The 23075-nt window shown below is 72.6% G+C and carries 21 protein-coding genes; 12 read left to right on the forward strand and 9 right to left on the reverse strand.

Going from position 1 to position 23075, the window contains the following annotated elements; translation table 11 throughout:
* Window positions 1–566 precede the first annotated feature (566 nt).
* On the forward strand, window positions 567–980 hold the full coding sequence (locus tag ACFC09_RS37625) for a helix-turn-helix domain-containing protein (protein ID WP_376536077.1): 414 nt from the start codon (window positions 567–569) through the stop codon (window positions 978–980).
* Window positions 981–999: 19 nt separating this feature from the next.
* On the opposite strand, the gene ACFC09_RS37630 is transcribed toward ACFC09_RS37625, so the two are convergent.
* On the reverse strand, window positions 1000–2205 hold the full coding sequence (locus ACFC09_RS37630) for an epoxide hydrolase family protein (protein ID WP_376536079.1): 1206 nt from the start codon (window positions 2203–2205) through the stop codon (window positions 1000–1002).
* Between the two features lie 239 nt (window positions 2206–2444).
* On the opposite strand from ACFC09_RS37630, the gene ACFC09_RS37635 reads away from it, so the two are divergent.
* Window positions 2445–2927, forward strand: coding sequence for a VOC family protein (locus ACFC09_RS37635; protein ID WP_376536081.1), 483 nt, complete (start codon window positions 2445–2447; stop codon window positions 2925–2927).
* Between the two features lie 140 nt (window positions 2928–3067).
* On the opposite strand, the gene ACFC09_RS37640 is transcribed toward ACFC09_RS37635, so the two are convergent.
* The 4 genes from ACFC09_RS37640 to ACFC09_RS37655 form a co-directional block, all read right to left on the reverse strand.
* Window positions 3068–3946, reverse strand: a complete 879-nt coding sequence (locus ACFC09_RS37640; protein ID WP_376536083.1) for a geranyl diphosphate 2-C-methyltransferase — start codon at window positions 3944–3946, stop codon at window positions 3068–3070.
* Between the two features lie 64 nt (window positions 3947–4010).
* A complete protein-coding gene (locus ACFC09_RS37645) occupies window positions 4011–5060 on the reverse strand; it encodes a family 2 encapsulin nanocompartment cargo protein terpene cyclase (RefSeq protein WP_376536085.1) in 1050 nt (349 codons plus the stop codon).
* Window positions 5061–5076: 16 nt separating this feature from the next.
* Window positions 5077–6519: a family 2B encapsulin nanocompartment shell protein gene (locus tag ACFC09_RS37650; RefSeq protein ID WP_376536087.1), complete on the reverse strand. Its 1443-nt coding sequence runs from the start codon at window positions 6517–6519 to the stop codon at window positions 5077–5079.
* 285 nt (window positions 6520–6804) lie between these two features.
* Entirely contained in the window at window positions 6805–7812 is a 1008-nt protein-coding gene (locus tag ACFC09_RS37655) for a zinc-binding alcohol dehydrogenase family protein (RefSeq protein WP_376536134.1), read from the reverse strand.
* A gap of 168 nt (window positions 7813–7980) precedes the next feature.
* On the opposite strand from ACFC09_RS37655, the gene ACFC09_RS37660 reads away from it, so the two are divergent.
* The 7 genes from ACFC09_RS37660 to ACFC09_RS37690 all read left to right on the forward strand — a co-directional run bounded on the left by ACFC09_RS37660 (window position 7981) and on the right by ACFC09_RS37690 (window position 14973).
* Complete coding sequence (locus ACFC09_RS37660) at window positions 7981–8775, forward strand: VOC family protein (protein ID WP_376536089.1); 795 nt, start codon at window positions 7981–7983, stop codon at window positions 8773–8775.
* Between the two features lie 34 nt (window positions 8776–8809).
* Window positions 8810–9502 carry a ribonuclease H gene (locus tag ACFC09_RS37665; protein WP_376536091.1) on the forward strand — a complete coding sequence of 231 codons (693 nt, stop codon included), beginning with the start codon at window positions 8810–8812 and terminating at the stop codon, window positions 9500–9502.
* Window positions 9503–9937: 435 nt separating this feature from the next.
* On the forward strand, window positions 9938–11146 hold the full coding sequence (locus ACFC09_RS37670) for an FAD-dependent monooxygenase (protein WP_376536093.1): 1209 nt from the start codon (window positions 9938–9940) through the stop codon (window positions 11144–11146).
* Between the two features lie 85 nt (window positions 11147–11231).
* Window positions 11232–12725 carry an MFS transporter gene (locus ACFC09_RS37675; RefSeq protein ID WP_376536095.1) on the forward strand — a complete coding sequence of 498 codons (1494 nt, stop codon included), beginning with the start codon at window positions 11232–11234 and terminating at the stop codon, window positions 12723–12725.
* A 5-nt stretch (window positions 12726–12730) separates the two neighbouring features.
* Window positions 12731–13384: a TetR family transcriptional regulator gene (locus tag ACFC09_RS37680; RefSeq protein WP_376536136.1), complete on the forward strand. Its 654-nt coding sequence runs from the start codon at window positions 12731–12733 to the stop codon at window positions 13382–13384.
* Between the two features lie 73 nt (window positions 13385–13457).
* The gene (locus ACFC09_RS37685; protein WP_376536098.1) at window positions 13458–14441 is read left to right on the forward strand and encodes an aldo/keto reductase; all 984 of its coding nucleotides are present in this window, start codon (window positions 13458–13460) and stop codon (window positions 14439–14441) included.
* A gap of 46 nt (window positions 14442–14487) precedes the next feature.
* Entirely contained in the window at window positions 14488–14973 is a 486-nt protein-coding gene (locus ACFC09_RS37690) for a DUF6328 family protein (RefSeq protein WP_376536100.1), read from the forward strand.
* Window positions 14974–15085: 112 nt separating this feature from the next.
* Here ACFC09_RS37690 and ACFC09_RS37695 read toward each other — a convergent pair whose 3' ends face one another.
* The 4 genes from ACFC09_RS37695 to ACFC09_RS37710 all read right to left on the reverse strand — a co-directional run bounded on the left by ACFC09_RS37695 (window position 15086) and on the right by ACFC09_RS37710 (window position 19750).
* Window positions 15086–16045, reverse strand: a complete 960-nt coding sequence (locus ACFC09_RS37695) for a threonine/serine dehydratase (protein WP_376536102.1) — start codon at window positions 16043–16045, stop codon at window positions 15086–15088.
* 265 nt (window positions 16046–16310) lie between these two features.
* Window positions 16311–16988: an AIM24 family protein gene (locus ACFC09_RS37700; RefSeq protein WP_376536104.1), complete on the reverse strand. Its 678-nt coding sequence runs from the start codon at window positions 16986–16988 to the stop codon at window positions 16311–16313.
* Window positions 16989–17053: 65 nt separating this feature from the next.
* Entirely contained in the window at window positions 17054–18439 is a 1386-nt protein-coding gene (locus ACFC09_RS37705; RefSeq protein WP_376536106.1) for a CAP domain-containing protein, read from the reverse strand.
* Between the two features lie 87 nt (window positions 18440–18526).
* A complete protein-coding gene (locus tag ACFC09_RS37710; RefSeq protein ID WP_376536108.1) occupies window positions 18527–19750 on the reverse strand; it encodes a serine hydrolase domain-containing protein in 1224 nt (407 codons plus the stop codon).
* Window positions 19751–20194: 444 nt separating this feature from the next.
* Between ACFC09_RS37710 and ACFC09_RS37715 the strand changes: the two genes are divergently transcribed.
* From ACFC09_RS37715 to ACFC09_RS37725, 3 genes are read left to right on the forward strand one after another with little or no spacing between them, the layout of a single operon-like run.
* Entirely contained in the window at window positions 20195–20440 is a 246-nt protein-coding gene (locus ACFC09_RS37715; protein WP_376536110.1) for a hypothetical protein, read from the forward strand.
* Window positions 20437–21687 carry an SGNH/GDSL hydrolase family protein gene (locus ACFC09_RS37720; RefSeq protein WP_376536112.1) on the forward strand — a complete coding sequence of 417 codons (1251 nt, stop codon included), beginning with the start codon at window positions 20437–20439 and terminating at the stop codon, window positions 21685–21687. The genes ACFC09_RS37715 and ACFC09_RS37720 overlap by 4 nt, the downstream gene beginning before the upstream one ends.
* A gap of 28 nt (window positions 21688–21715) precedes the next feature.
* The gene (locus ACFC09_RS37725; protein WP_376536114.1) at window positions 21716–22858 is read left to right on the forward strand and encodes a glycoside hydrolase family 88 protein; all 1143 of its coding nucleotides are present in this window, start codon (window positions 21716–21718) and stop codon (window positions 22856–22858) included.
* Window positions 22859–23075 lie beyond the last annotated feature (217 nt).

Raw genomic sequence — 23075 nt, forward strand, 5'->3', positions numbered from 1 at the left:
GTGGACCTTCGACCGACATCACAGGGCCTCAGGGCGGTTTGCCCGACCGGGTGTTCGGCCGGTGGGAGGTGTTGGTGCGGCTCGCGGACGAGCCACGCGGCGAGGGCTGATCCGTGGGGGAGCACCGGGCACACTCGTCGGGCGTCCGGGGGACCAGCGGACCGGGCCGTCAGCCGGACGGCCCGTATCCCGGGGACTGTTCCGGGCGGCGCCGGGTCGTGATCGGCTCGTGCGGATACGGCTGGTGACGCTGTTTCCGTAGGCCGAGCCGATCAACTCGCGCACGTAGCACCGCAGTCCGTGCCGGGCCGCCGGGACGACAGCGGAGGGAGACGGGCAGAGCACTGGCACTGCTCCAGCACCTGGCTGCCGGGTCCGATGCCCGCCCGCCCCGCCAGTGCGGACGTCGAGGACCGCGGACAACGGGGCCGTGCCCGCTCGTACGACTCGGCGTCCTCGTCGAACGTGTCCCGCGGCATGGCCGCCGGCTTTTTCCGGTCCGCGATTCCACCCAGGGCGCAACGCCGGTCCCTTCCCCGCGCGCCCGGGGTCCTTAGGCTGGTCGGATGAGCAGCCGACCAGCCGACGACGCCCGAGTGATCCCCCTGCGCCGGGAGACCGGCCGCGCCGAGACCTCGGCACCGGTTTCGGCACCGGTGCCCAGGGAACCCCTGTGGCGCGACCTGGTCGGTGACGTGCTGCGCAGGGAGCGCCGGGCGCAGCAGCGCACGCTCAAGGACGTCGCCGACGCGGCCAGGATCTCGCTGCCGTACCTCTCGGAGATCGAGCGTGGACGCAAGGAAGCCTCCTCCGAGGTGCTCGCGGCGGCCGCCCAGGCCCTCGGACTTGGCCTCGGCGAACTGCTGACCCGGGTGCACAGCGAACTGCTGACCCGGGTCCAGGGCGAGCGGACCGGGCAGCGCGCCGCGGGCCGGAACCCGTCGGCCGCGCCCGCCCGGGGGATGTGCCTGGCCGCCTGAGCGACCCGGCCCGCCCGCGTCATCCGGCGTCCCTCTCGCGCAGCAGGCGGAAGAACGCCCGGACGTCACCGGTCAGCAGGTCCGGCACCTCCATCGCGGCGAAGTGCCCGCCCCGGTCGAACTCCGTCCACCGCACGATGTTCTCGGTGCGTTCCGCCTTGTGCCGCAGCGGCAACTGGAGTTCCGCGGGGAACACGGCGAGAGCGGTGGGCGCCGTCGACGGCTCGGCCGGTGCGGCACGGCGGCCGGTGGCGTGCGCCCGCTCGTAGTAGATCCGGGCGGACGAACCGGCGGTTCGGGTCAGCCAGTACAGCATCACATCGGTGAGCATCAGGTCCCGGTCGACGGCGTCCTCGGGAGTCTCCGCCGAGTCCGTCCACTCCCGGAACTTCTCCACGATCCAGGCGAGCTGCCCGACCGGCGAGTCGGTCAGCCCGTAGGCCACGGTGTCCGGCCGGGTCGACTGCAGGACGCCGTACCCGGTGCCCTCCCGTGACCACTCGCCCCAACGGCGCCACGAGCGCAGGGTGCGCTCACGCTCCTCGGGGCCGAGCACCGCCAGTTCCTCGGCCGTCGGCTCGCTGGTCGCCTGGGCGCCCGGCAACAGGGTGAGGTGCACGCCGATGACCCGGTCGGGGTGGGCCCGGCCCAGCTCACGGGAGACGGCCGCACCCCAGTCGCCGCCCTGGGCCCCGAAACGGGGATAGCCGAGCCGGTCCATCAGCTCCACCCAGGCGTCCGCGATCCGACCGGGCTCCCAGCCGGGCTGCTCGGCGGGCCCGGACAGCCCGAAGCCGGGGAGGCTCGGCAGCACCAGATGGAAGGCGTCGGCCGGATCCCCGCCGTGCGCCGCCGGGTCGGTGAGCGGACCCACGACATCGAGGAACTCGACGAGTGAACCCGGCCAGCCATGCGTCATGATCAGCGGCGTGGCGTCCGGCTCCGGGGAGCGGACGTGCGCGAAGTGGATGTTCGCCCCGTCGATGGTGGTGGTGAACTGCGCCAGCTCGTTGAGCCGCGCCTCGGCCGCGCGCCAGTCGTAGCTGCCGCGCCAGTAGCCCACGAGATCCCGCAGATACCCCGCCGGCACCCCGTACGCCCAGCCCGCTCCGGGCAGTTCCTCCGGCCAGCGGGTGCGGTCGAGCCGGTCGTGCAGATCGTCGAGGTCGCTCTGCGGGATCGCGAGTCGGAAAGGACGGATGCTCTCGCCGGGCGAAGGTGTCATGAGGCGGATGCTAAGCGCTCGACACGTCTGCCGGTGGCTCACCGTTGTTCGTCCGCCGCGGCATCGTGGCTGGTCACGGGCCTTTTACAGGCGCTGGCGGAGCGTGCCGGATTTCGCCCGACCTGCTCAGCGCCGCCCCGTGGCCGTCCCCGGGGGACCGTTCCCGCCGACCGGCGATGAGTTTCCGGCCGTGCGCCGGTCGGTACTGGCGACAACGCTCCACCCTTCGGGAGGTACCGATGACCGCCGACGGATTCACCACCTGCCTCTGGCTCGACGGGCAGGCCGAGGAAGCCGCCCACTACTACGTCTCGATCTTCAAGAACTCCAGCCTCGGACGGATCGCCCGCTACAACGAGGCGGGCCCGGGCCAGGTCGGATCCGTGCTCAGCGTCGAGTTCACGGCGAACGGCCAGAAGTTCATGGCGCTGAACGGCGGCCCGCAGTTCACCTTCACCGAGGCGATCTCCTTCCAGATCCTCTGCGCGGGCCAGGAAGAGGTCGACTACCACTGGACCAGGCTGACCGAGAACGGCGGCACGCCCGGACCCTGCGGCTGGCTCAAGGACAAGTACGGCGTCTCCTGGCAGGTCCTCCCGGACGGGCTCATCGACCTGCTCGGCGACGCCGACCCGGAGAAGGCGGCCCGCACCACCCGGGCCATGTACACGATGGGCAAACTCGACATCGCCGCGCTGCGGAAGGCGCACGCGGGTGAATAGCCGCGCCCCGGCGGTCCCATGACCGCCCCTGCGACCCGTGCCCGGTCCACAACGGCCTGCGCGTTCGCCCGAGCGGGGCGCCGCGGGATGCCGGGGGAGTGGACCGGGCACGGCTCATCTCTGGCGGACCGGACCGGGGCTCAGACCCGGTCGGCCACGATCAGCAGGTACTGGAAGCTGCCGTTGCGGTACGCGGACAGGAACGAGTCCTCGACGCCCGTGACCAGATGGTCGGCCTGCTTGCGCAGCTCCCAGTAGGGGATCGTGGTCGCGGTGAGGTCCTGCACATGCACCGGCACCAGCCGGTTCGCCGCCATCGCCCGGAAGTACGCCGACCTCGGGTGGATGTCGCAGATGTAGTGCGCGTTGATCAGCGACACCTCCCGCGACGCCCGCCCGTACGTGTCGTTGTAGCAGCCGGTGACCACCACATAGCGTCCGCCGCGGCGCAGCAGCCGGGCGTGCTCGGCGAACAGCAGGTCCAGCTCGACGTACATGGTCGACTCGTTGTTCCAGGAGGCCGCGTAGCCGCCCCGCTCGAAGCCGGTGTCGAGCATGTTGCGGTGGTGGTAGCGCACCTTGTCGGCGATGCCCCGCTTGCGGGCCTGCTCGTTGGCGAAGTCCGCCTGCTTCGCGGAGATCGTGACACCGTCCGCGTGGCAGCCGTACCGCAGGTTGGCCACGACGCTGCCGCCGCCCCGCCCGCAGCCGGCGTCGAAGACACGGTCGGCGGAGGTCAGCGGGCCGAGATGGGAGGCCAGCAGCTCGGCCTGGGCATGCTCCAGGCGGTGCAGTTCGCCGGTGATCCGCTCCCGGCGCAGCTCGGGATCGGGCTCGTCGAGCACCGTCCAGTCGGCCTCACCCACGCCGTAGTGGTGGTGGTACAGGTCGTCGATCTTTCCCAGTTCGAGGTTGACCGGGTTTTCCTCGGCGTTCCAGTAATCCGCGACGCGGTTCTGGTACGTGGACTGGGTCGGCACCGGTGCGGTCGTGGTACGGGCGACGGGGGCGGTGGTCAACGGTGACTCCTTGTGGCGCATCTGGACAGTGGTTCGGAAAGCCTGCGACTGCCTGTGGCAGCGGTTACCAGTAATCGGGCAGGTGGTAGCGGTGGGAGTTGGTGGCGTGCCACTCGTGGTTGCCGGACACCCAGGCGGCGAGGCCCTCGGCGTACCGGGCGACCAGCGGCGATGTGGCGGCGAGCAGGGCGGACTCCTCCTCGAAGGCCGTCATGATCCGGTTGTGGATCTCGACGGACTCCAGATAGGCGGCCTTCAGCCCGCACCGCTCGTTCGCGGCGACGACCTGGGGCAGATTGAGGTGGGTGGGGTCGCTGGCCAGCTCCTTGGTGAAGGAGTACAGGTCATTGACGATCGTGGTGGCGTTGCAGGCCAGCGCGGTGATCCGCTGGATCTCCGGGCGGGCGTAGACCGGTTCGGGCAGCTCGTAGCCGTCCACGGCGTCGACGATCGACAGACACGGACGGAAGTTGTTGAACTGCCGCATCACCAGGTACTCCCAGACCCGTGGCGCGTACCGGGTCTCCGCCCAGGCGGCCTCGGCGAGATAGCCCAGGTGCAGCCGGGCGATGTCGTGCACGAACCGGTCGGTCTGGCTGGGGGTGGCGAGGTCCGCGAAGTCCTTGAGCGCGAAGTGGTACGAACGCAGCGGCCCGTCCGCCCGCATGCCCTCGCGCCATTCCTCCTCCAGCTCCGGGACACCGTGGAAGGGATCGAGCGCGGACTGGGCCAGGATCAGCCGGCCGCCCAGACCGGTGCGCGCTCCGCCGCGGCCCTCGTCCTCCTCGCAGTAGCAGGAGTCGACGACGTTCTCCGCGAGCAGCAGCTTGCCCGCGGAGGTCAGCCGATCCAGGTCGGCCGCCCCCGGATGCTGGAGCGCCACGGCCCGGCCGAACTGGAAGCCGGTGAAGTCGCCCTGCCAGGCGGCGGGGAACAGATCGAGTTCACGCGCCCATGCCTCCAGTCTGCGGTCGACCTCGGCGGCCTTCTCCGGGTCGGCGGGCACGGCCGGCCGGTACCGCAGCCCGGGGATCGCGCCGGTGCGGCGGGTGGACAGCGTGCGCGCGATGTTCGGCGGTCCGGGCAGCGTGAGGGAGGTGGGTGATGTGGTCATGGGAGGCTCCACGCCGTCATTCGGCACTCCGGCCGATCTGCACGTTTTCGAGGATGCCCGCCGCGTCGGGCACCAGGATGGCCAGTGAGTAGTACGCGGTCACGAGGTAGTTGGTGATCGCGGCGGTGTCGATGCCCATGAAGCGGACGTTCAGACCCGGCTGGTACTCCTCCGGGATGCCGGTCTGGTAGAGGCCGACGACACCCTGGTCGGCCTCACCGGTGCGCAACGCGATGATGCTGCTGGTGTGCTCCGGGCCGACCGGGATCTTGCCGCACGGGAAGAGGGGGACCCCGCGCCAGGCGGGGACCTCGTGCCCGTCCACGTTCGCGGTGCCCGGTACCAGGCCGCGCCGGTTGCACTGCCGGAAGAACGCCGCGATCGCCTTCGGATGGGCCAGCAGCAACTTGGTCCCGCGGCGCATCGACAGCAGCTCGTCGAGGTCGTCGGGGGTCGGCGGACCGGTGAAGGTGCTGATGCGCTGGCCGTAGTCGACGTTGTGCAGCAGGCCGAACTCCCGGTTGTTGACCAGCTCCCACTCCTGGCGCTCCCGGATCTCCTCGACGGTCAGCCGCAACTGCTGCCGGGTCTGGTCCATCGGATCGTTGTAGAGGTCGGCGACCCTGGTGTGCACCCGCAGCACGGTCTGCGTCAACGACAACTCGTACTCGCGCGGGGCGAGTTCGTAGTCGACGAAGCCACCGGGCAGCGTCGGCTCGCCCACGTGGCCTGCCTGCACGGGGACGTCCGCCTCGCCCTTGCGGTTCACGGGTTTGCGCTGCCGTTCCACGTACGCCCGCAGGTGCGCCCCGAGGGACGGCGCCCGCTCGGTGACCTCCTCCACCACGGCCCAGGGCAGCGTCAGCACCACGCCCGCGGTCTCCGCCCGCACCGAGGTCAGCCACAGCGGGTCGGGCCGGCCCACCGCCTCGTCACCCATCTGGTCGCCGTCCGAGACGACCCCGATGACCTCCTCCTCGCCGTACTTGCCGGTGGTGAAGCGGGTGAAGCGGCCGTGGACGACCAGATATGCCTCCGTGACCGGCTGCCCGGCCTCGAACAGCAGTTGCCCCGCGCGCACCGCACGGGTCTCGAACCGGGCGGCCAGCTCCCGCAGCACCTCGGTGTCGGAATAGCCGCGCAGGACCGGCAGTTCGGTCAGCGTTTCGGGGATCACCCGGATGTCGTCGGCGCCGTTCTGCTCGAAGTGCACCCGTCCGCGCCCGGTGCGCAACTGGAGCCGGCGGTTGACCCGGTAGGTGCCGCCCTTCACGTCCACCCACGGCAGCCTCTTCAACAGCCACCGCGAGGTGATGGCCTGCATCTGGGGCTCGGACTTGGTGGTCGTGGCGAGCCGGCGGGCCGCCCGGGTGCCGAGGCTGGTGAGCTCCCGCCCGGCCGAAAGGGCCTGGGCGGGCCCGTCTATCTCGGAGCCGGTGGCGCTGTCCGGTGTGGACACTTTCCCTCCCGCTGGGTGAACAGGGGTGACCGGATCGGTCGGTGGTGTGCGAGGTGGCGGTGTGCTTGGTCAAGCCAAACAGCTGGGGTGGCGGCCCGGGATGGCGCGAAAGGGGCGGGTTCGGGCCGTGGATGCGCAAACCCAGGGCTTGTGGCACACGGCGCGCGAGTGATCTCGCCGCGCGCCTCCCGGCTGCCTCCGCACTCGGTGACAAGGCCGCGTTTGATCTCCGGGGAGACCGCCGACCTCGGCAAAGGCTGCCGATGTCACGGAAGTTAGCCGGGCTCAGGAGAGGTCGTTGATCAGTACCGCCGCGCCGTCGAAGCGGCCGGCCTTGAGATCCCTGAGCGCCTGCGGGGCCCGCGACAGCGGATAGCCGTGCGTCGTCGCACGGACACCGTGCCGCGCGGCCAGGTCCAGGAACGCCCGGCCGTCCGCGCGGGTGTTGGAGGTGACGCTGCGCAGTTCCTTCTCGTAGAACAGATCGGTCTCGTAGTGCAGCGGCGGCACGTCGCTGAGGTGGATGCCCGCGACCGACAGCACACCGCCCCGGTCCAACGCCCGCAGCGCGACCGGCACCAGATCGCCGACCGGAGCGAACAGCACCGCGGCGTCCAGGGACTCGGGCGGCGCCTCGTAGGCGTCGCGCGCCGAGGCCGCGCCCAGGTCCAGGGCGAGCCGCCGGGCCTCGGCGCCACGGGTGAGGACGTGCACCCGGGCGCCCTCGGCGAGCGCCACCTGCGCGCACAGATGGGCGCTGCCCCCGAAGCCGTACAGCCCGAGCCGGCCGCCCGGCGGCAGCGAGGCCCGCCGCAGCGCACGGTAGCCGATGATCCCGGCGCACAGCAGCGGCGCCGACGCCGCGTCGTCCACGGCGCCCGGCAGCCGGTAGGCGAACGCGGCCGGCACGGTCGTGTACTCCGCGTATCCGCCGTCGGCGTCCCAGCCGGTGTACTCCGATCGCGGGCACAGGTTCTCCGCGCCCCGCCGGCAGTAGGCGCAGGTGCCGTCGGTGTGCCGCAGCCAGGCCACGCCGACCCGGTCGCCCTCGGCGAAGCCCTCGACGGCCCGGCCCGCCCCGGCGACCACGCCGACCACCTCGTGTCCGGGCGTCACGCCGGGCCGGTGGACCGGCAGGTCCCCCTCGGTGACGTGCAGATCGGTCCGGCACACCCCGCAGGCGCGTACCCGCACCAGCAGTTCGTCGTCCCCGGGGACCGGCACCGGACGCTCCACGAGCCGGAGGGGTTCCCCCTCCACCGGTCCCGGAGTGGTCACCGACCAGGCCCGCATGGTCCCTGCCGCCGTCGAGTCCGTCATGCCGTGCCCCATCCCGTCGCAGCCCGCCGTACCCGCCCGCCGCCTCCAGTCTCGACCAGCTCCGCCGCTTCGGCGCGCGGGTGGCGGCCGGGCTGGCTAGCGTGAGGGTCCGGACAGTCCGACGCACGGGAGGGCCGGACCATGGCCGCACCGCCTGAGGGAACTCCATGCTGGGCCGACGCGATGTTCGACGACGCCGAAGGAGCCAGGACCTTCTACGGCGATGTCCTCGGCTGGACCTTCGGCGAGGCGTCCGCGGAGCACGGCAACTACGCGCAGGCCTATGCGGGCGGCCGGGCGGTGGCGGCCGTCGTACCGTCCGGTTCCGGTCAGGAGGGCCCCTCCCAGTGGTGCCTGTACTTCGCCTCGCCCGACGCCGCGGCGACCGCGGCGAGGATCCGGGACAACGGCGGCGAGATCCTGATGGAGCCGATGCAGGTCGGCGAGTTCGGCACCATGTGCCTGGCCCGCGAACCGGGCGGCGCCCTGTTCGGCGTGTGGCAGCCGGGCAGCCATCAGGGCTTCGAGGCCGTCGCAACCCCCGGCGCCTACAACTGGGCCGAGGTCTTCACCAGGGAGCCCGAGCGGACGGACGCGTTCTTCACGGCGGTCTTCGGATACCGGGCCAAGCAGGTCGCGGACGACGCCGTCGACTTCCGGCTGTTCGACCTGGGCGGCGACCCCGTCCTGGGCCGGATGAAGATGACCGACGACTTCCCGCCCGAGGTGCCCTCGTACGTGAACGTGTACTTCGGGGTGGCCGACTGCGACGAGGCCGTGGCCAAGGCCACCGGGCTCGGGGGCATCCTCCACTTCGGCCCGATGACCAGCCCGTTCGGGCGGTTCGCGGCGCTCAGCGATCCGCAGGGCGCGCAGTTCTCGGTGATCGACACCACGACGACGGCGGGCGAGATGCCCCGGGCCGAGGACGTCTGACCGGGCCCGGACGGACGGCCTGCACGGCCATGGCATGATCGTGCCCATGGGTGAACGTGTGGTGGCCGCGTGCGACGGGGCTTCGAAAGGAAACCCCGGCCCGGCCGGCTGGGCCTGGGTGGTGTCCGACGCGGCGGAGGCACCGGACCGCTGGGCGGCCGGCCCGCTCGGCAGGACCACCAACAACGTCGCCGAACTGACCGCTCTGGAGCGCCTGCTGGTGGCGACGGACCCCGGGGTGCCGCTGGAGGTCCGGATGGACTCGCAGTACGCGATGAAGGCCGTCACCGCCTGGCTGCCCGGCTGGAAGCGCAACGGCTGGCGGACGTCCGCCGGCAAGCCCGTCGCCAACCAGGACCTGGTGGTCCGCATCGACGAACTGCTCGAAGGCCGCTCCGTCGAGTTCCGCTACGTCCCCGCCCATCAGGTCGACGGCGACCCGCTGAACGACTTCGCCGACCGCGCGGCCAGCCAGGCCGCCTCCGCCCAGGAGCCCGCGGGCAGTGCCCTCGGCTCGCCGGAACCACCGCCGTCGTCCGGCGCCCCGACGTCCTCCGGCTCCAAGCGGGGGCCCGCCCGCCGTGCGACCGGCGGTTCCTCGTCCCGCACCCTCAAGGCCAAGTTCCCCGGCCGCTGCGTGTGCGGCCGCGCCTACGCGGCCGGCGAGACCATCGCCAAGAACGCCCAGGGCTGGGGCCATCCGGAGTGCCGTACCGCGGACGTCTGACCGGACTCCCGGACGGCACCCGCCCGGCACCGGTGCGGTACGGCCGGCCCCGCGCGTCGCTGCCACGCCGGTCACCTGTCGTACCGCCCGCCTCCGTCGCGGCGCCGGTGCCCGTCCGCGTCCCGCCCCCTGCTCGTCGGCGTTCCACCCCGGGCCCGTCCGGGTGACGCTCCTGCCCCGTCCGCGTCGACTCCTTCTGGCCGGGCCGGCCCGGTCCGTCGTCCCCGCGCCCGTGCCCGCCCCCGTCCCTGCCCCGTCCCCGCTGGGCGGTGCCGCGGCGCAGGGCATCGGCCGCGTCTCCCCGGCCACAGGCGGACGTCCACGGCACGACTGAGGACGACGGCGGGCCGAACCGCCGTCCACTCCACCCCGCACTGCTACTCTGCGTACCCGATCGATCACGTCGAGTGACTGCATGACTATCAGGGGTGTGCCGTGAAGGTCGTCTGTGTCGGAGGCGGGCCCGCCGGCCTGTATCTCGCGATCCTGCTCAAGCGACAGGACCCGTCGCACGACGTCACCGTCCATGAACGCCGCCCCGAGGGCTCGACCTACGGCTGGGGCGTCACCTACTGGCGGGGACTGCTCGACCAGCTCGGGGCGCACGACCTGGAGTCGGCGCGCGCCGTCGAGGAGCACTCGGTCCGCTGGAGCGACGGGGTCGCCCACGTGCGCGGCCTCGCCACCCGTCACCACGGCGACCAGGGCTTCGGCATCGGCCGCCACCGGCTCCTGGAGATCCTCGCCGCCCGCGCCCGCACCCTCGGCGTACGGCTGGAGTTCGAGAGCGCGATCGGCACCGCGCCGCCCGAGGCCGACCTCGTCGTCGCCGCCGACGGCGTGCACAGCGCGTTGCGCGCCCGGCACGCGGACCACTTCGGCACCGAGTCCAGGGCCGGCCGCAACCACTACATCTGGCTCGGCACCTCCAGGGTCTTCGACGCCTTCACCTTCGCGTTCGTCGAGACCGGGCACGGCTGGATCTGGTGCTACGGCTACGGCTACAGCGGCGAACGCAGCACCTGCGTCGTCGAATGCGCCCCCGAGACCTTCACCGGGCTCGGCCTGGACCGGCTGCCCGAGGCGGACGGCCTCGCCCTGCTGGAGACGCTGTTCGCCCAGGTGCTGGACGGCCACCGGCTCATCGGCCGCGCCGTCGGCGACGGCGGCGCACAGTGGCTGAACTTCCGTACGCTCACCAACCGCACCTGGTCCCGCGGCAACCTCGTGCTGCTCGGCGACGCCGCGCACACCACGCACTACTCCGTCGGCGCCGGGACCACCCTCGCCCTGGAGGACGCGATGGGTCTCGCGGCGGCCCTGCGCGCCCACGACACCCTCCCGCGGGCACTCGACGCCTACGAACGGCAGCGGAAGGCCGACCTGCTCGCCGTGCAGAGCGCGGCCCGCTACAGCGCCCAGTGGTACGAGAACCTGCCCCGCTACATCCGGCTGCCCCCGCACCGCATGTTCGCCCTGCTCGGCCAGCGCCACTCGCCCCTGCTGCCGTACGTCCCGCCGCAGCTCTACTACGGCATCGACAAGGCGGCCGACCGGCTGGAAGCGCTGCGCAGGCTCAAGCGGTGGCTCGGACCGCGGGCCGCCAAGGCCCTGTACGCGCGCTCGTCGGACGGCCGCCAGTAGGGGCCGGCAGTTTGGTGAACGGCCATTCACCCCAGTAGGGTGAATGGCCGTTCACCAGCCTCCGACCCTGCTTCCAGGAGTACCGATGGATCAGCCCGTCCCGATATCCCAGCCGCCCGGCGTCCGCGCCGGAGCGGCGCGCGCGAGGGACCGGGCGACCGTCCCGGTGCTGGCCTTCGGCGGCATCCTGATGGCCGTCATGCAGACCGTGGTCGTGCCGTTGCTGCCCGACCTGCCCCGGCTCACCGGCGCGTCCCCCGGCACCGTCTCCTGGACGGTCACCGCCACCCTGCTGTCCGGCGCGGTGCTCACCCCGGTGCTCGGCCGGGCCGGCGACATGTACGGAAAGCGCCGGGTGCTGATCGGGGCGCTCACTCTGATGACCGCGGGCTCCGTGATGTGCGCCCTGTCCTCCGACATCTCCGTGCTCATCACCGCCCGCGCCCTGCAGGGCGCGGCCGCCTCCGTCGTCCCGGTGTCGATCAGCATCCTGCGGGACGAGCTGCCGACCGAGCGCCGGGGTTCCGCGGTCGCCCTGATGAGTTCCACGGTCGGCATCGGCGCGGCCCTCGGCCTGCCGCTGGCCGCGCTGGTCGTGCAGTACGCCGACTGGCACACCATGTTCTGGCTGACCGCCGTCCTCGGCGCGCTCGGTGTGCTGCTCGCCCGGTGGGCGATCAAGGAGTCGCCCGTGCGGGAGCCGGGCCGGTTCGACGTGCTCGGCGCGTGCGGGCTCGCCGCCGGACTGATGTGCCTGCTGCTGGGCGTGTCCCAGGGCGGGCAGTGGGGCTGGGGCAGCCCGCGGATCCTCGGGCTGTTCCTCGCGGCGGTGGCCGTCCTCGCCCTGTGGTGGTGGCACCAGCTGCGTGCCGAGCGGCCGCTGGTCGACCTGCGTCTGGTCAGCCGCCCGCGGGTCGGCCTCTCCCACGTCGCGGCCCTGCTGACCGGGTTCGCCTTCTACGCCAACACCCTCGTGACCGCCCAACTGGTCCAGGCGCCCGAGGCCACGGGGTACGGTCTCGGCCTGTCCATCGTCGCCACCGGGCTGTGCCTGCTGCCCGGCGGCATCACCATGCTGCTGTTCTCGCCCCTGTCGGCCCGCATCTCGGCGGCCCGCGGTCCGCGGATCACCCTCGCCCTCGGGGCCGCGGTCATCGCCTGCGGCTACGCCGTGCGCATCGCGGACAGCCGGGACCTCTGGATGATCATCGTGGGCGCCACGGTGGTCGCCACCGGTACCACCCTCGCCTACTCGGCCCTGCCCACCCTCATCCTGCGGGCCGTGCCGGCCGCGCAGACCGCGTCCGCCAACGGCGTCAACGTCCTGATGCGCACCATCGGCCAGGCGATCTCCAGCGCGGCCATCGCCGCGGTCCTCGTGCACCACAGCAGCCCGGTCGGCGGGGTCCCGGTGCCCACGCTGCACGGCTATCTGCTGGCCTTCGCGATGGCGGGCGCCGTCGCGCTGGTGGCCTGTGCGGCGGCCCTGGCCATTCCCGGGGGCGCAGCCCCGGACGACCCCCGGGAAGCCGACGGCACCCCCCGCGGCGCACGGGAGCGGGCGATGGAGGGAGCATGAACACCATGGCTTCCCGACCCGGCATCGATCCATCCGCCCAGACCGGCCCCGACCCGGCCGCATCGGCCGGTACCGTCGCGTCGGCCCCGGCCGGTACCGCCGCGTCCGCCCGCCGGGACGCCGACGCGACCAAGGCGGCCATCCTGCGGGCGGCCCGCCACTTCCTCGCCCGGCAGCCGCACACCGACGTCACCCTGAAGGCCGTCGCCGAACGCGCCGGCGTCAGCCCGCCGTTGATCCTCAAGTACTTCGGCAGCAAGGACGCCCTGTTCGCCCGTGTGATGTCCTTCGACGCCGACGCGGAGGCCCTGCTGGACGCGCCCCTGGAACGGCTCGGTCCGCACATGGTCCGGTACGTCCTGGAGGGCCAGCGCCGCCGCGGCGCCGACCCACTGGTGCGTATCGTCTTCGCGCCCCTGCACGGTGACCACGGCGCCGTGCTGCGGGAGAATTTCCGCGACCAGGTGACCACCCGCCTGGCCGGCCGGCTCCCCGGCCCCGACGCGGGCCTGCGCGCCGAACTCGCCGTCGCCGCGCTCGTCGGCCTCGGCGTGATGTACGGCATCGCCCGCGGTTCGCACCTGCGTGACAGCGACATCGACACCGTCGTCGAAAGCTACGGGCCCCTCGTCCAGGCGCAGTTGACCCCCGCGCCCTGACTTCCGCGAGGCCCGCGGTCCCTGCGGAGCGGGCCGTTCCGGACGGACCGGCGGCGGATGACAGACTGACGGCATGGACGAACGCGTATTCGGCAGGTCGGGACAGCGGGCTTCGGCCGTCGGTCTCGGCACCTGGCAGCTCGGCGCCGACTGGGGCGATGTGGACGACAAGGAGGCGCTCGCCGTGCTGGAGGCGGCGGCCGAGTCGGGAGTGACCTTCTTCGACACGGCCGACGTCTACGGCGACGGACGCAGTGAACAGACCATCGCCGCCTTCCTGCGCGGCAGGCCCGACCTGGACGTGCTGGTCGCCACGAAGATGGGCCGCCGGGTCGAGCAGATCCCGCAGAGCTACGTCCTCGACAACTTCCGGGCCTGGAACGACCGGTCGCGGCGCAACCTCGGCGTCGACCGGATCGACCTGGTGCAGCTGCACTGCCCGCCGACACCCGTCTACTCCTCGGACGAGGTGTTCGACGCCCTGGACACCCTGGTCGCCGAGGAACGGATCGCCGCGTACGGCGTCAGCGTGGAGACCTGCGCGGAGGCACTGACCGCCATCGCCCGGCCGGGCGTGGCGAGTGTGCAGATCATCCTCAACCCGTTCCGCATGAAGCCGCTCGATGAGGTGCTGCCCGCCGCCCGGGACGCGGGCGTCGGCGTCATCGCCCGGGTGCCGCTGGCCTCCGGTCTGCTGTCCGGCCGGTACACCAAGGACACGGTCTTCGCCGCCAACGACCACCGCACGTTCAACCGGCACGGCGAGGCGTTCGACCAGGGCGAGACCTTCTCCGGTGTCGACTACGGCACCGGCGTCGAGGCCGCCGCCGAGTTCGCCGCCCTCGCCCCCGAGGGTTGCACCCCGGCCCAGCTCGCCCTGCGCTGGGTCGTCGAGCAGCCGGGCGTGACCACCGTGATCCCCGGCGCCCGCAACCCCGGCCAGGCCCGCGCCAACGCGGCTGCCGCGGAACTCCCGCAGCCGCCCGTGCGGATCCTGGCCGCGATCCGGGACCTGTACGACCGCCGGATCAAGGCCCAGGTGGAGGACCGCTGGTAGAGGGAGCCGCCGTTTGAACGCCGGGCCGGACGGTTACCCGCATCGCATGACGCAGGCGGGCGACCGGACGGGACGCGACGAGAGCGACGAGGAGCGGGCCGACCGGATGTGGAGCGAACTCATCCAGGAGGTCCGCGTCGCCCAGACGGGCGTCCAGATCCTGTTCGGCTTCCTGCTCACCGTCGTGTTCAGCGCGAAGTACGACGACCTGGCCGACGCCGACCAGGCCATCTACACCGTGACCGTCGTGCTCGGCGCCTGCGCGACCGGTGCCCTCATCGGACCGGTCTCCCTGCACCGCATTGTCGCCGGGCGCCGCGTGAAACCCCGCGCGGTGCGCTGGGCCTCCCGGCTGACCTTCGTCGGCCTGTTCCTGCTGCTGGCCACCATGACCGCCTCGCTGCTGCTGATCCTCAGGGTGGCCGCGAACGACACGGCCGTGGTGTGGCTGGTGGCGGTGGTGGTGGCCTGGTACCTGGTCTGCTGGTACCTGCTGCCGCTGTGGGTGCGCCGCCGCCACACCACGCGCTGAGCCGGGCCTCCCGGCCGGCCGGGCCCCTGCTCGCGCACCGCCTGCCGGCCGGGGCGGAGTTCGCCGCGGGTGACGTCTCCCCGTGCGCCGGATCACGGTGCCGGGGCGTCCGTCACCGCAGCGCGAACCGCTCCGTGAAACCCATGAGGTCCCGTGGCGTCATGTTGCCGCCGCACACCACCAGTCCGAGCCGGGCGCTCCCGCCCACCCGTTCCAGCACCCGGCGGGCCGCGGGCAGCAGACAGCCGGCGGCCGGCTCCGCCCACACCTTGGCGTGCTCGGCGAGGTCGAGACAGCCCTCGACGGCCTCCCGGTCGGACACCACGAGGACCTCCTCGACCAGGGCCGAGACATGGTCGTACGTCAACTGCGACACCGACGGGGCGCTGAGCGTCGTGACGACCGAGGACAGCTCGACCGGCACCGGCCCGCCTGCGGCCAGTGCCTCCGACATCGCCTGGGCGCCCGCCGTCTCCACACCCCAGACCCGTACGTCCGGCCGACGGGCGCGCAGCGCCGCCGCCACCCCGGAGATCAGACCGCCGCCGCCGACACTGACGACGACGTCGGTCAGCTCGTCGGCGTCGTCCGCGAACTCCAGCCCGACGGTGCCCTGCGCGGCGACCACGACGGGGTCGTCGAACGGGTGGACCAGCGTCAGCCCCTCGTCCCGCAACCGGTTCACCAGCTCGAACGCGCTGTCCATGCCGTCGGTCAGCCGCACCGCCGCCCCGGCCTCCCGGGCGATCCCGATCGAGCGCGCGGGCGCCGTCCGAGGCATGACGACGGTCGCCTTCACATCGAGGGCGCCGGCCATGACCGCGAGGGCGACCCCGTGGTTGCCGCCGCTGACCGCGACCGCTCCGGCCGCGCGCTCGGCCTCGCTCAGCGCGAGCAGCTTCGCCGTGGCGCCGCGCGCCTTGAACGACCCGGTGCGCTGGAGCAGTTCGAGTTTCGCGGTGACCGGGCCGCCGAGCAGCGCGGACAGGCCGGGACTCGGCACCGTAGGGGTGCGTACGACATGCCCGGCGATGCTGCGCGCCGCGGCCTGGATGTCCGAGATGCCGATCAAGGCTCTCATCCTCTCCGGCGCGGTGTCGGGGCGGGGACCGCGCCGATCCCGACCTTGACCCGGGGACCCCGTGAAGGTCAACTCCTCCACCCGGGCGCGGGCCGGGGCGGCCGGGAAACGCGTCGGACAGCGCGGCCCCGCACCGCCCCGGAGCGACGCCCCGGGCCGGTGCGCGGCCGGGGGCGTCGCCGTCCCCTCGGCCGGATCAGGACGCCGGTCCGCCCGAGGGGACGCGGGCGCGGTACGGACCGCGCCACGGGACGTGTCAGTGCTGCTGCGGCCGCTGCGGGGTCGCCTCGCTCGGGCGCACCACGACATACCCCTCACCTTGCAGCATCAGCTGCACCGCCTCGCCGGAACCGCCGCGCAGCATCGAGCCGATGGACTGGGACCGGTGCAGCGAGGTCTGCAACCGGGTGGTCCAGCCGACCACCGCGTCCGTGTCGACGTACACGGGGTACTGCGCCGAGACCGGGATCACCAGCGGTGTTCCGTCGCAGACCAGTCCGAGCCCGCCGTGCCCGCTGAAGACGCTGTTGAACAGTCCGCCACCGGCGATGCCCGAGCCCTTGACGGTCTTGATCTCGTACGAGAGCGAGGCGTCGAAGCACAGCACGTTCCGGCCGTTGACGGTGAACTGGTCCCCGGGCTCGATCTCGACGATGAAGCAGTTCTGCGCCTCGTGCGCGAACCACGCCTCGCCCCGGCCGCGCACCGCCATCAGAGGCAGGCCCTCACCGGTGACCGCACGTTTGAGCATGCCGCCCACGCCCTGGCCCTTGCGTTCGAACTGGAGATTGCCGCGGAAAGCGATCATCGCGCCCTGACGGGCGAACATCTCGCCGTCGACCGCGTACTTGATGCATTTGGCATTTTCGATGGACATACCAGGCGCGACGGCCGGCTGCACCATGTGCTCACTGGAAAAGAGGTCACCTTTCATGCGGGCATGGTGTCCCGGAGGACGTCGTTCCGCCAAGATCGCGGAGTCCGGTTCCCCTCCGGCGGTCAGGCGCCGAAGAGCTGGGTCCAGTACGTGCCCGTCCGGCCGCCCCCGGCGAAACCCACCCCGATGTGCGTGAAGTCCGGCTTCAGGATGTTGGCGCGGTGACCCGGACTGTTCATCCAGCCCGTCACCACCTCGGCTGCGGAGCGCTGGCCGCAGGCGATGTTCTCGCCGATCGTGCGCCGCCGGGAACCCGCGGCGGCGGCCCTGTCCCAGGGTTGTGAGCCCTCGGGCGAGGTGTGCGAGTAGAAGTCCCGGGCCACCATGTCCGCGCTGTGCGCCTGCGCGGCGGCCGTCAGCAGCGGATCCGTCGCGAGCGGCGTCAGCCGCGCCCGCCGCCGCTCCCGGTTGGTCAGCTCGACCACATCGGCGCAGGTGCGTGCCAGCGCGTCGGGGGTGAGGGGGACGGCCCACAACGCCGTCCAGTAGACGTCGCCCGTGCGCGGCCCGGTGGCGTACGCCAGTCCGGTGTGCGTGAAGGCGGGATCCTGGAGGGTGCGCCGGGCCTGCTCGGTGCGCAGGCAGTACGCCACGAACTCGGCGGGCGTGCGCGGTCCTGAGACCAGGTGTTCGCCGACGGTGACGTAGGCGAATCCGGTCGCGGTGATCCGCTGGTGGAGCGCGGTGCCGTCCGGGCTCTCGGTGGCGAGACGGCTGCCGGCGGCCAGCGCGGCCACATGGGCCCGCGCGGCGGTGACCAGCCGGGCGTCGAGGACGACCGGCGGTGAACCGGCCTCGGCACGGGCCGGGTTGACGAGGGCGAGGAAGCCCTCGGGATCGGGCGCGGGGGAGTGGGCCGACCCGGGCGCGGTGGCGGTACCCGGCCCGGGGGCGGGGGAGGCGACGAGGCGGGACGGGGCGGAGGAGGCGGCGCGGGGGTCGGGGAGGGGCGCCGGCGTGGCTGTGGGCTCGTCCACGACGTCGACCCCGAAGTCCCGGGCGAGCCCGGCCAGTCCGTCCGCGTACCCCTGGCCTATGGCCCTGAGCTTCCAGGCGGCGCCCCGGCGGTACAGCTCGGCGAGCAGCAGCACGGTCTCGGGGCCGGGACGCGGCGGGGCGAACCGGGCCACCGCCCGGCCCCGCCCGTCACCGACCTGGAGCACCGGCGCGGGCAGTCGGGCGAGCGGGGTGCCGGGCTCGGCCGGGCTGACGGCCACGGTGACCCGGACCGCGCCCGCGCGCAGCCCGGCCGGTTCGACGCTCAGCGTGTCGCCGCGCAGTCGGACGCCGGGGGCGGCCGGCTGGTTGTAGAACACGAAGTCGGCGTCGCCCGCGACCTTTCCGCTCTCCCCGGTGACGATCGCGGACACGTCGAAGGGACCGGGCACCCGCAGGTTCAGCGGGCCGCCCGGCAGGGGCAGATTGCCCCCGGGAACCAGCTCGCTCATCGTGCCGCCCAGGAGAGGTGGTGGTTCGGGACCGGTGGGGTCCTCCGTACAACGCCCGGACGGCACGCGATGGTTCCCGCGGTCCGCTCAGCGGCGGATCACCGACGGGGCGATGTCCTCGGTGCGTGCGACGGCCGTCATGGCCCGCTCGCGGTCCGTCCGCTGCTTCCCGCAGAACGCCGACTCCAGCGTGCCCGCCATCGTGTTGAGCACCTTCACGTTGTTGGAGGTGTTGGCCAGCGCCGTGACGCTGCGCCGACCGTCCTCGCTGGTGAAGGCGTAGGTGTAGTAGCCCTGGACGACGCCCGTGTGGCCCTGCACCGAGACGCCGCAGGACAGGGTGCGGCGGCGCAGCCCGAGGCCGTACGCCGTCGTGCTGTCCACCTTCGTGAACCGTGCCATCTCCGCCAGCGCCGCGGCCGAGGTCAGCCTGGCGGCGGCGAGCGCGGAGAGGAAGGTGTTGAGGTCCCGGGTGCTGGAGATGACGGCACCGGCGCTCTGCGCCCAGGAGACCGTCTGCTCGGTCGAGTCGACCAGCGCCTCTTTGGGCGAGTCCGGGGTGAGGTAGCCGCGCGCGTACCGGCCCTGGATCCTGACGTCGGGGTGCACGTACGAGGTGTCGTCCAGCTTCAGCGGCCTGAAGATGCGGTTCTCGTACTCGGAGCGCACGGAGTGCCCGGTGATCTTCTCGATCAGCATCCCGGCCACCACGAAGTTGGTGTTCGAGTAGGCGTAGGCGGCGCCTGGCGCGTTGGTGCGGGCCTTCTTCAGCGAGAGGTCGACCAGCTGGCGGTAGGAGTAGACCTTGTTGCGCACCGTCTCGAAACCGGAGACGGTGTCGGCGAACATGTCGTTGGTGTAGTCGTACAGGCCGCTGCGGTGGCTCAGCACGTGCCGCACGGTGATGCGGTCGTCGGGCAGCAGACCCGGCAGATACCGGTTGACGGGGGCGTCCAGGCTGAGCTTGCGCTCGTCCACCAACTGCATCAGGACGACGGCCGAGAAGACCTTGGTGACACTGCCGACGCGGAAGCGGTCGGCGGTGCCCATGGCCCGCCGGGCGCCCTGGTCGGCGAAGCCCTGCGCCGCCGCGTACACGCTTCCGCGGTCGTCGATCCGGGCCATGGCGCCGGGCGCGCCCTGCGCCACCGCCGAGCGCAGCACGTCACGCAGTCCCGCGGTGTCCGGCGCCGGCAGCGCGGTCGGCGCCTCGTCGCCGGCCCGGCCGGGCGTGGCCCGGGCCGGCACCGCGAGCAGTGAGAGCGTGAGCGCTCCGAGCACCGCTCCCCTGCCCACCGTTCCTGAGATCATCCGGTCTTCACTCCCATGTCCATTGATTCGGGGCGAAATGGTCCGTATTGGGGCGAGGCAACCTTCTCGCACGCCGTCAGATCTCCGCGGCTGACACACACTCGGGGTGCGGCCGATCACCCGGTGGCACGGCTGCGCAGGGGGCCGCGTCAGGCGTCGGGCGCGGGCCGGAATCCGGGCCAACTGCCTCTTCGACAACTGCTGTTTCATTTATTGACAGTAGAAAATAACGGTCATAGGTTCCCGGCCATGCGCTCGACCTCACCCCCCGAGTCGTTCCCGGCGCACCTCCCGGCCGCCTCACGGATCGCCGCGACGGTCCTGTCCCACGGTCCCCTCCCCGGACCGGCCGCCGCGATCCGGTCGTTCACCACGGCACCTTCCACCCATGGACCGGGCAAGGGCTGAGCTGCCCCGACCCCGAACACACAGGAGGTACGACCCGTGCGGTCCCCCTCGTACACCGCCCCGCCCGCGCGCGGGCACAGAGTCGCCGCCGTCCCGGCCGTCGCCGCGCGCCTCGCCGGCGCCGTTTTGGAGACAACCGCCGTTCCGGAGCCCCCCGTCGTTCCGGAGGCACCCGCCCACCCGGTGGCACAGGCCGTTCCGGAGGCACCCGCCGGGACGGCCACCGCCCCGGCCACGGAGAGCGCGCCGGCCCCGGTCACCCTCGAAGGGATCGCCCGGTGACCGGGCGACTCGCCCACGTCTGCCGCGCCGTCGTCGTCGCCGTGGTGATCGCCGCCGGCCAGAACGCGATCGCCCACGCGAGCGACGCCCCCGGAACCACCGCCGGCCCGACGGCCGGCGGCGACCCGGACTCCGTCGTGACCTGGGCGGCGAGCGCCGACCGGATCGGCGACGCCGTCGCCGACCGCGGCTACCGGCTGATCGTGCACACCAGCGCCGGCGGTACCGGGACGCGGCTCCGGCTCTCCAACGCCTTCGGGGACCGCCCGGTGACGTTCGACAGCGTGCACGCCGGGATCCGGGCCGAGGGCGCCGCACTCAAGAAGGGCAGCAACAAGCGGCTGGCCTTCGACGGCTCCCGCACGGTCACCGTGCCCGCCGGCGCCGCCGTGTGGAGCGACCCGCTGCCCGGCACCCTGCCCGCCGCGACCGATCTGGTGGTGAGCCTGCACAGCCCGGACGCGGCGGGCCCGGTCACCGGCCACGGCATGGCGATGCAGACGTCGTACGTCAGCGACGGCGACCACACCACCGAGGACTCCGCCGCCAACTGGACCGCCACGACCGGCTCCTGGGCCTATCTCGACGCCGTCTCCGTACGGCCGGGGAACACCGCCACCGGGGCCGTGGCGGCGCTCGGCGACTCCATCACCGACGGCTGGGCGTCCACCGGCGACACCAACCGCCGCTGGCCCGACTACCTCGCCCGGCGTCTCGCGACAGCGGGGACCGCGGTCAAGGGCGTGGCCAACGAGGGGATCTCCGGCAACAAGGTCCTCGCGGACGGCGCCGGACAGAGCGCCCTGAACCGGCTCGACCGGGACGTCCTGTCGCTGCCCGGGGTCCGCACCGTCTTCCTCTTCGAAGGCGTCAACGACATCAAGGCGCACACCGGCGTCACGGCCGAGGACCTGATCGCCGGATACCGCGAGATCGCCGACCGGGCGCACGCCGCCGGCAAGTGCGTCGTCGGCGCGACCGTCGGCCCGTTCAAGGGCTGGCCCGAGTGGGACCCGGACGCCGAGGCCGTACGCCAGGAGGCGAACGCGTTCATCAGGACCAGCGGGCTGTTCGACGCCGTCACCGACTTCGACCGCGTCCTGCGCAGCCCGTACGACCCGGAGCGGATGCTGCCCTTCCTCGACGCCGGTGACCATCTCCACCCCAACGACAAGGGCATGCAGGCCATGGCCGACGCCGTCGACCTGGACACGCTCGACTGCTCCCGCACGCCCGGCACCCGATGACCCTCCCCACAGTGAAGGAGTCGCACCAGTGAACCGACGCCAGTTACTCACCGGCGGGACCGCGCTCGCGGCCACCGCCACGGTCCTGTCCGCCGCGCCCGCCTCCGCCGCGCCCGCCTTGGCCGCGCCCCCGGCCCTGCCCCGCAGAGCGGAGGTGGTCGCCGTCCTGCGCCGGGTCGCCGACCACTGGGTCGGCGCCCACCAGGACCCCGGCGACAACGGCTGGGCCAATGCCACCTTCTTCAGCGGTCTGCTCGCCCTGTACCGCCTCACCGGCGAGCCCCGCCACCTCGCCTACGCGAAGGCGTGGGCCGAGAAGCACGACTACGCGCTCAACGGCGGCGTCACCACCCGTCACGCCGACAACCACAACGCCGGGCAGACGTACCTCGACCTGTACGAGATCGAGCCGGAACCGCACAAGATCGCCGCCATCGAGGACTCCCTGCACCGGATGGTGTACACCGACCAGCCGGACAAGAACGACGACTGGTGGTGGGACGACGCGCTGCACATGGCGATGCCCCCGTTCGCCCGGATCGGTGCCCTGCGCGGCGACCGGCGGTACTGGGACAAGCTGTACGCCCTCTACAACCACACGAAGCGAACAGAAGGCGGGCCGGGACTCCATGACGACGCCACCGGGCTCTGGTACCGCGACAAGCGGTTCCTGCCCGGCGGGATCGTCTCGCCGAGCGGCCGGCCGGTCGTCTGGTCGCGCGGCAACGGCTGGGTGGCCGGCGGACACAGCAAGACCCTGAAGGCCCTGCCGCCGACCGAGCCGCACACCGCCGAGTACCGGGACACGCTGGTCCGCCTGGTCCGCGCGGTCGCAACGGTGCAGCGCGCGGACGGTTTCTGGAACGTGAACCTCGCCGACCCCGGCCACCTGCCGGGACCCGAGACCAGCGGTACCTCCTTCTTCCTGTACGGCACCGCGTACGCGGTGCGGGCCGGACTGGTCGGCCGGTCCGCGTACCTGCCCGTGGTCACCCGCGCGTGGCAGGGCCTGGTCGGCACCGCTGTCCATCCGGACGGTTTCCTCGGCTACGTCCAGAACGTCGGTGACCGCCCCGAGTCCAGCCAGCCCGTCACCTACGACAGCACCGCGGACTTCGGGGTGGGCGCGTTTCTGTTGGGGGGTGCGGAGTTCGCCCTGCTGTGCGGGTGACGCTCCGCTGGGTGGGCTGAGGTTACGTTGTCGTTCGACCGGGGGTGCGTGGGGGCTGGGGTGGGTTGCGCAGTTCCCCGCGCCCCTGTCGGGGTGGGTGGGTTGTTGGTTGTGTGCGGGTGTGTGGGGGTTGGCCGCGCAGTTCCCCGCGCCCCTGTGGGGGTGGGTGGGTTGTTGGTTGTGTGCGGGTGTGTGGGGGTTGGTTGCGGAGTTCCCC

This window comes from Streptomyces sp. NPDC056161 (assembly GCF_042268025.1).
Taxonomy (GTDB): Bacteria; Actinomycetota; Actinomycetes; order Streptomycetales; family Streptomycetaceae; genus Streptomyces.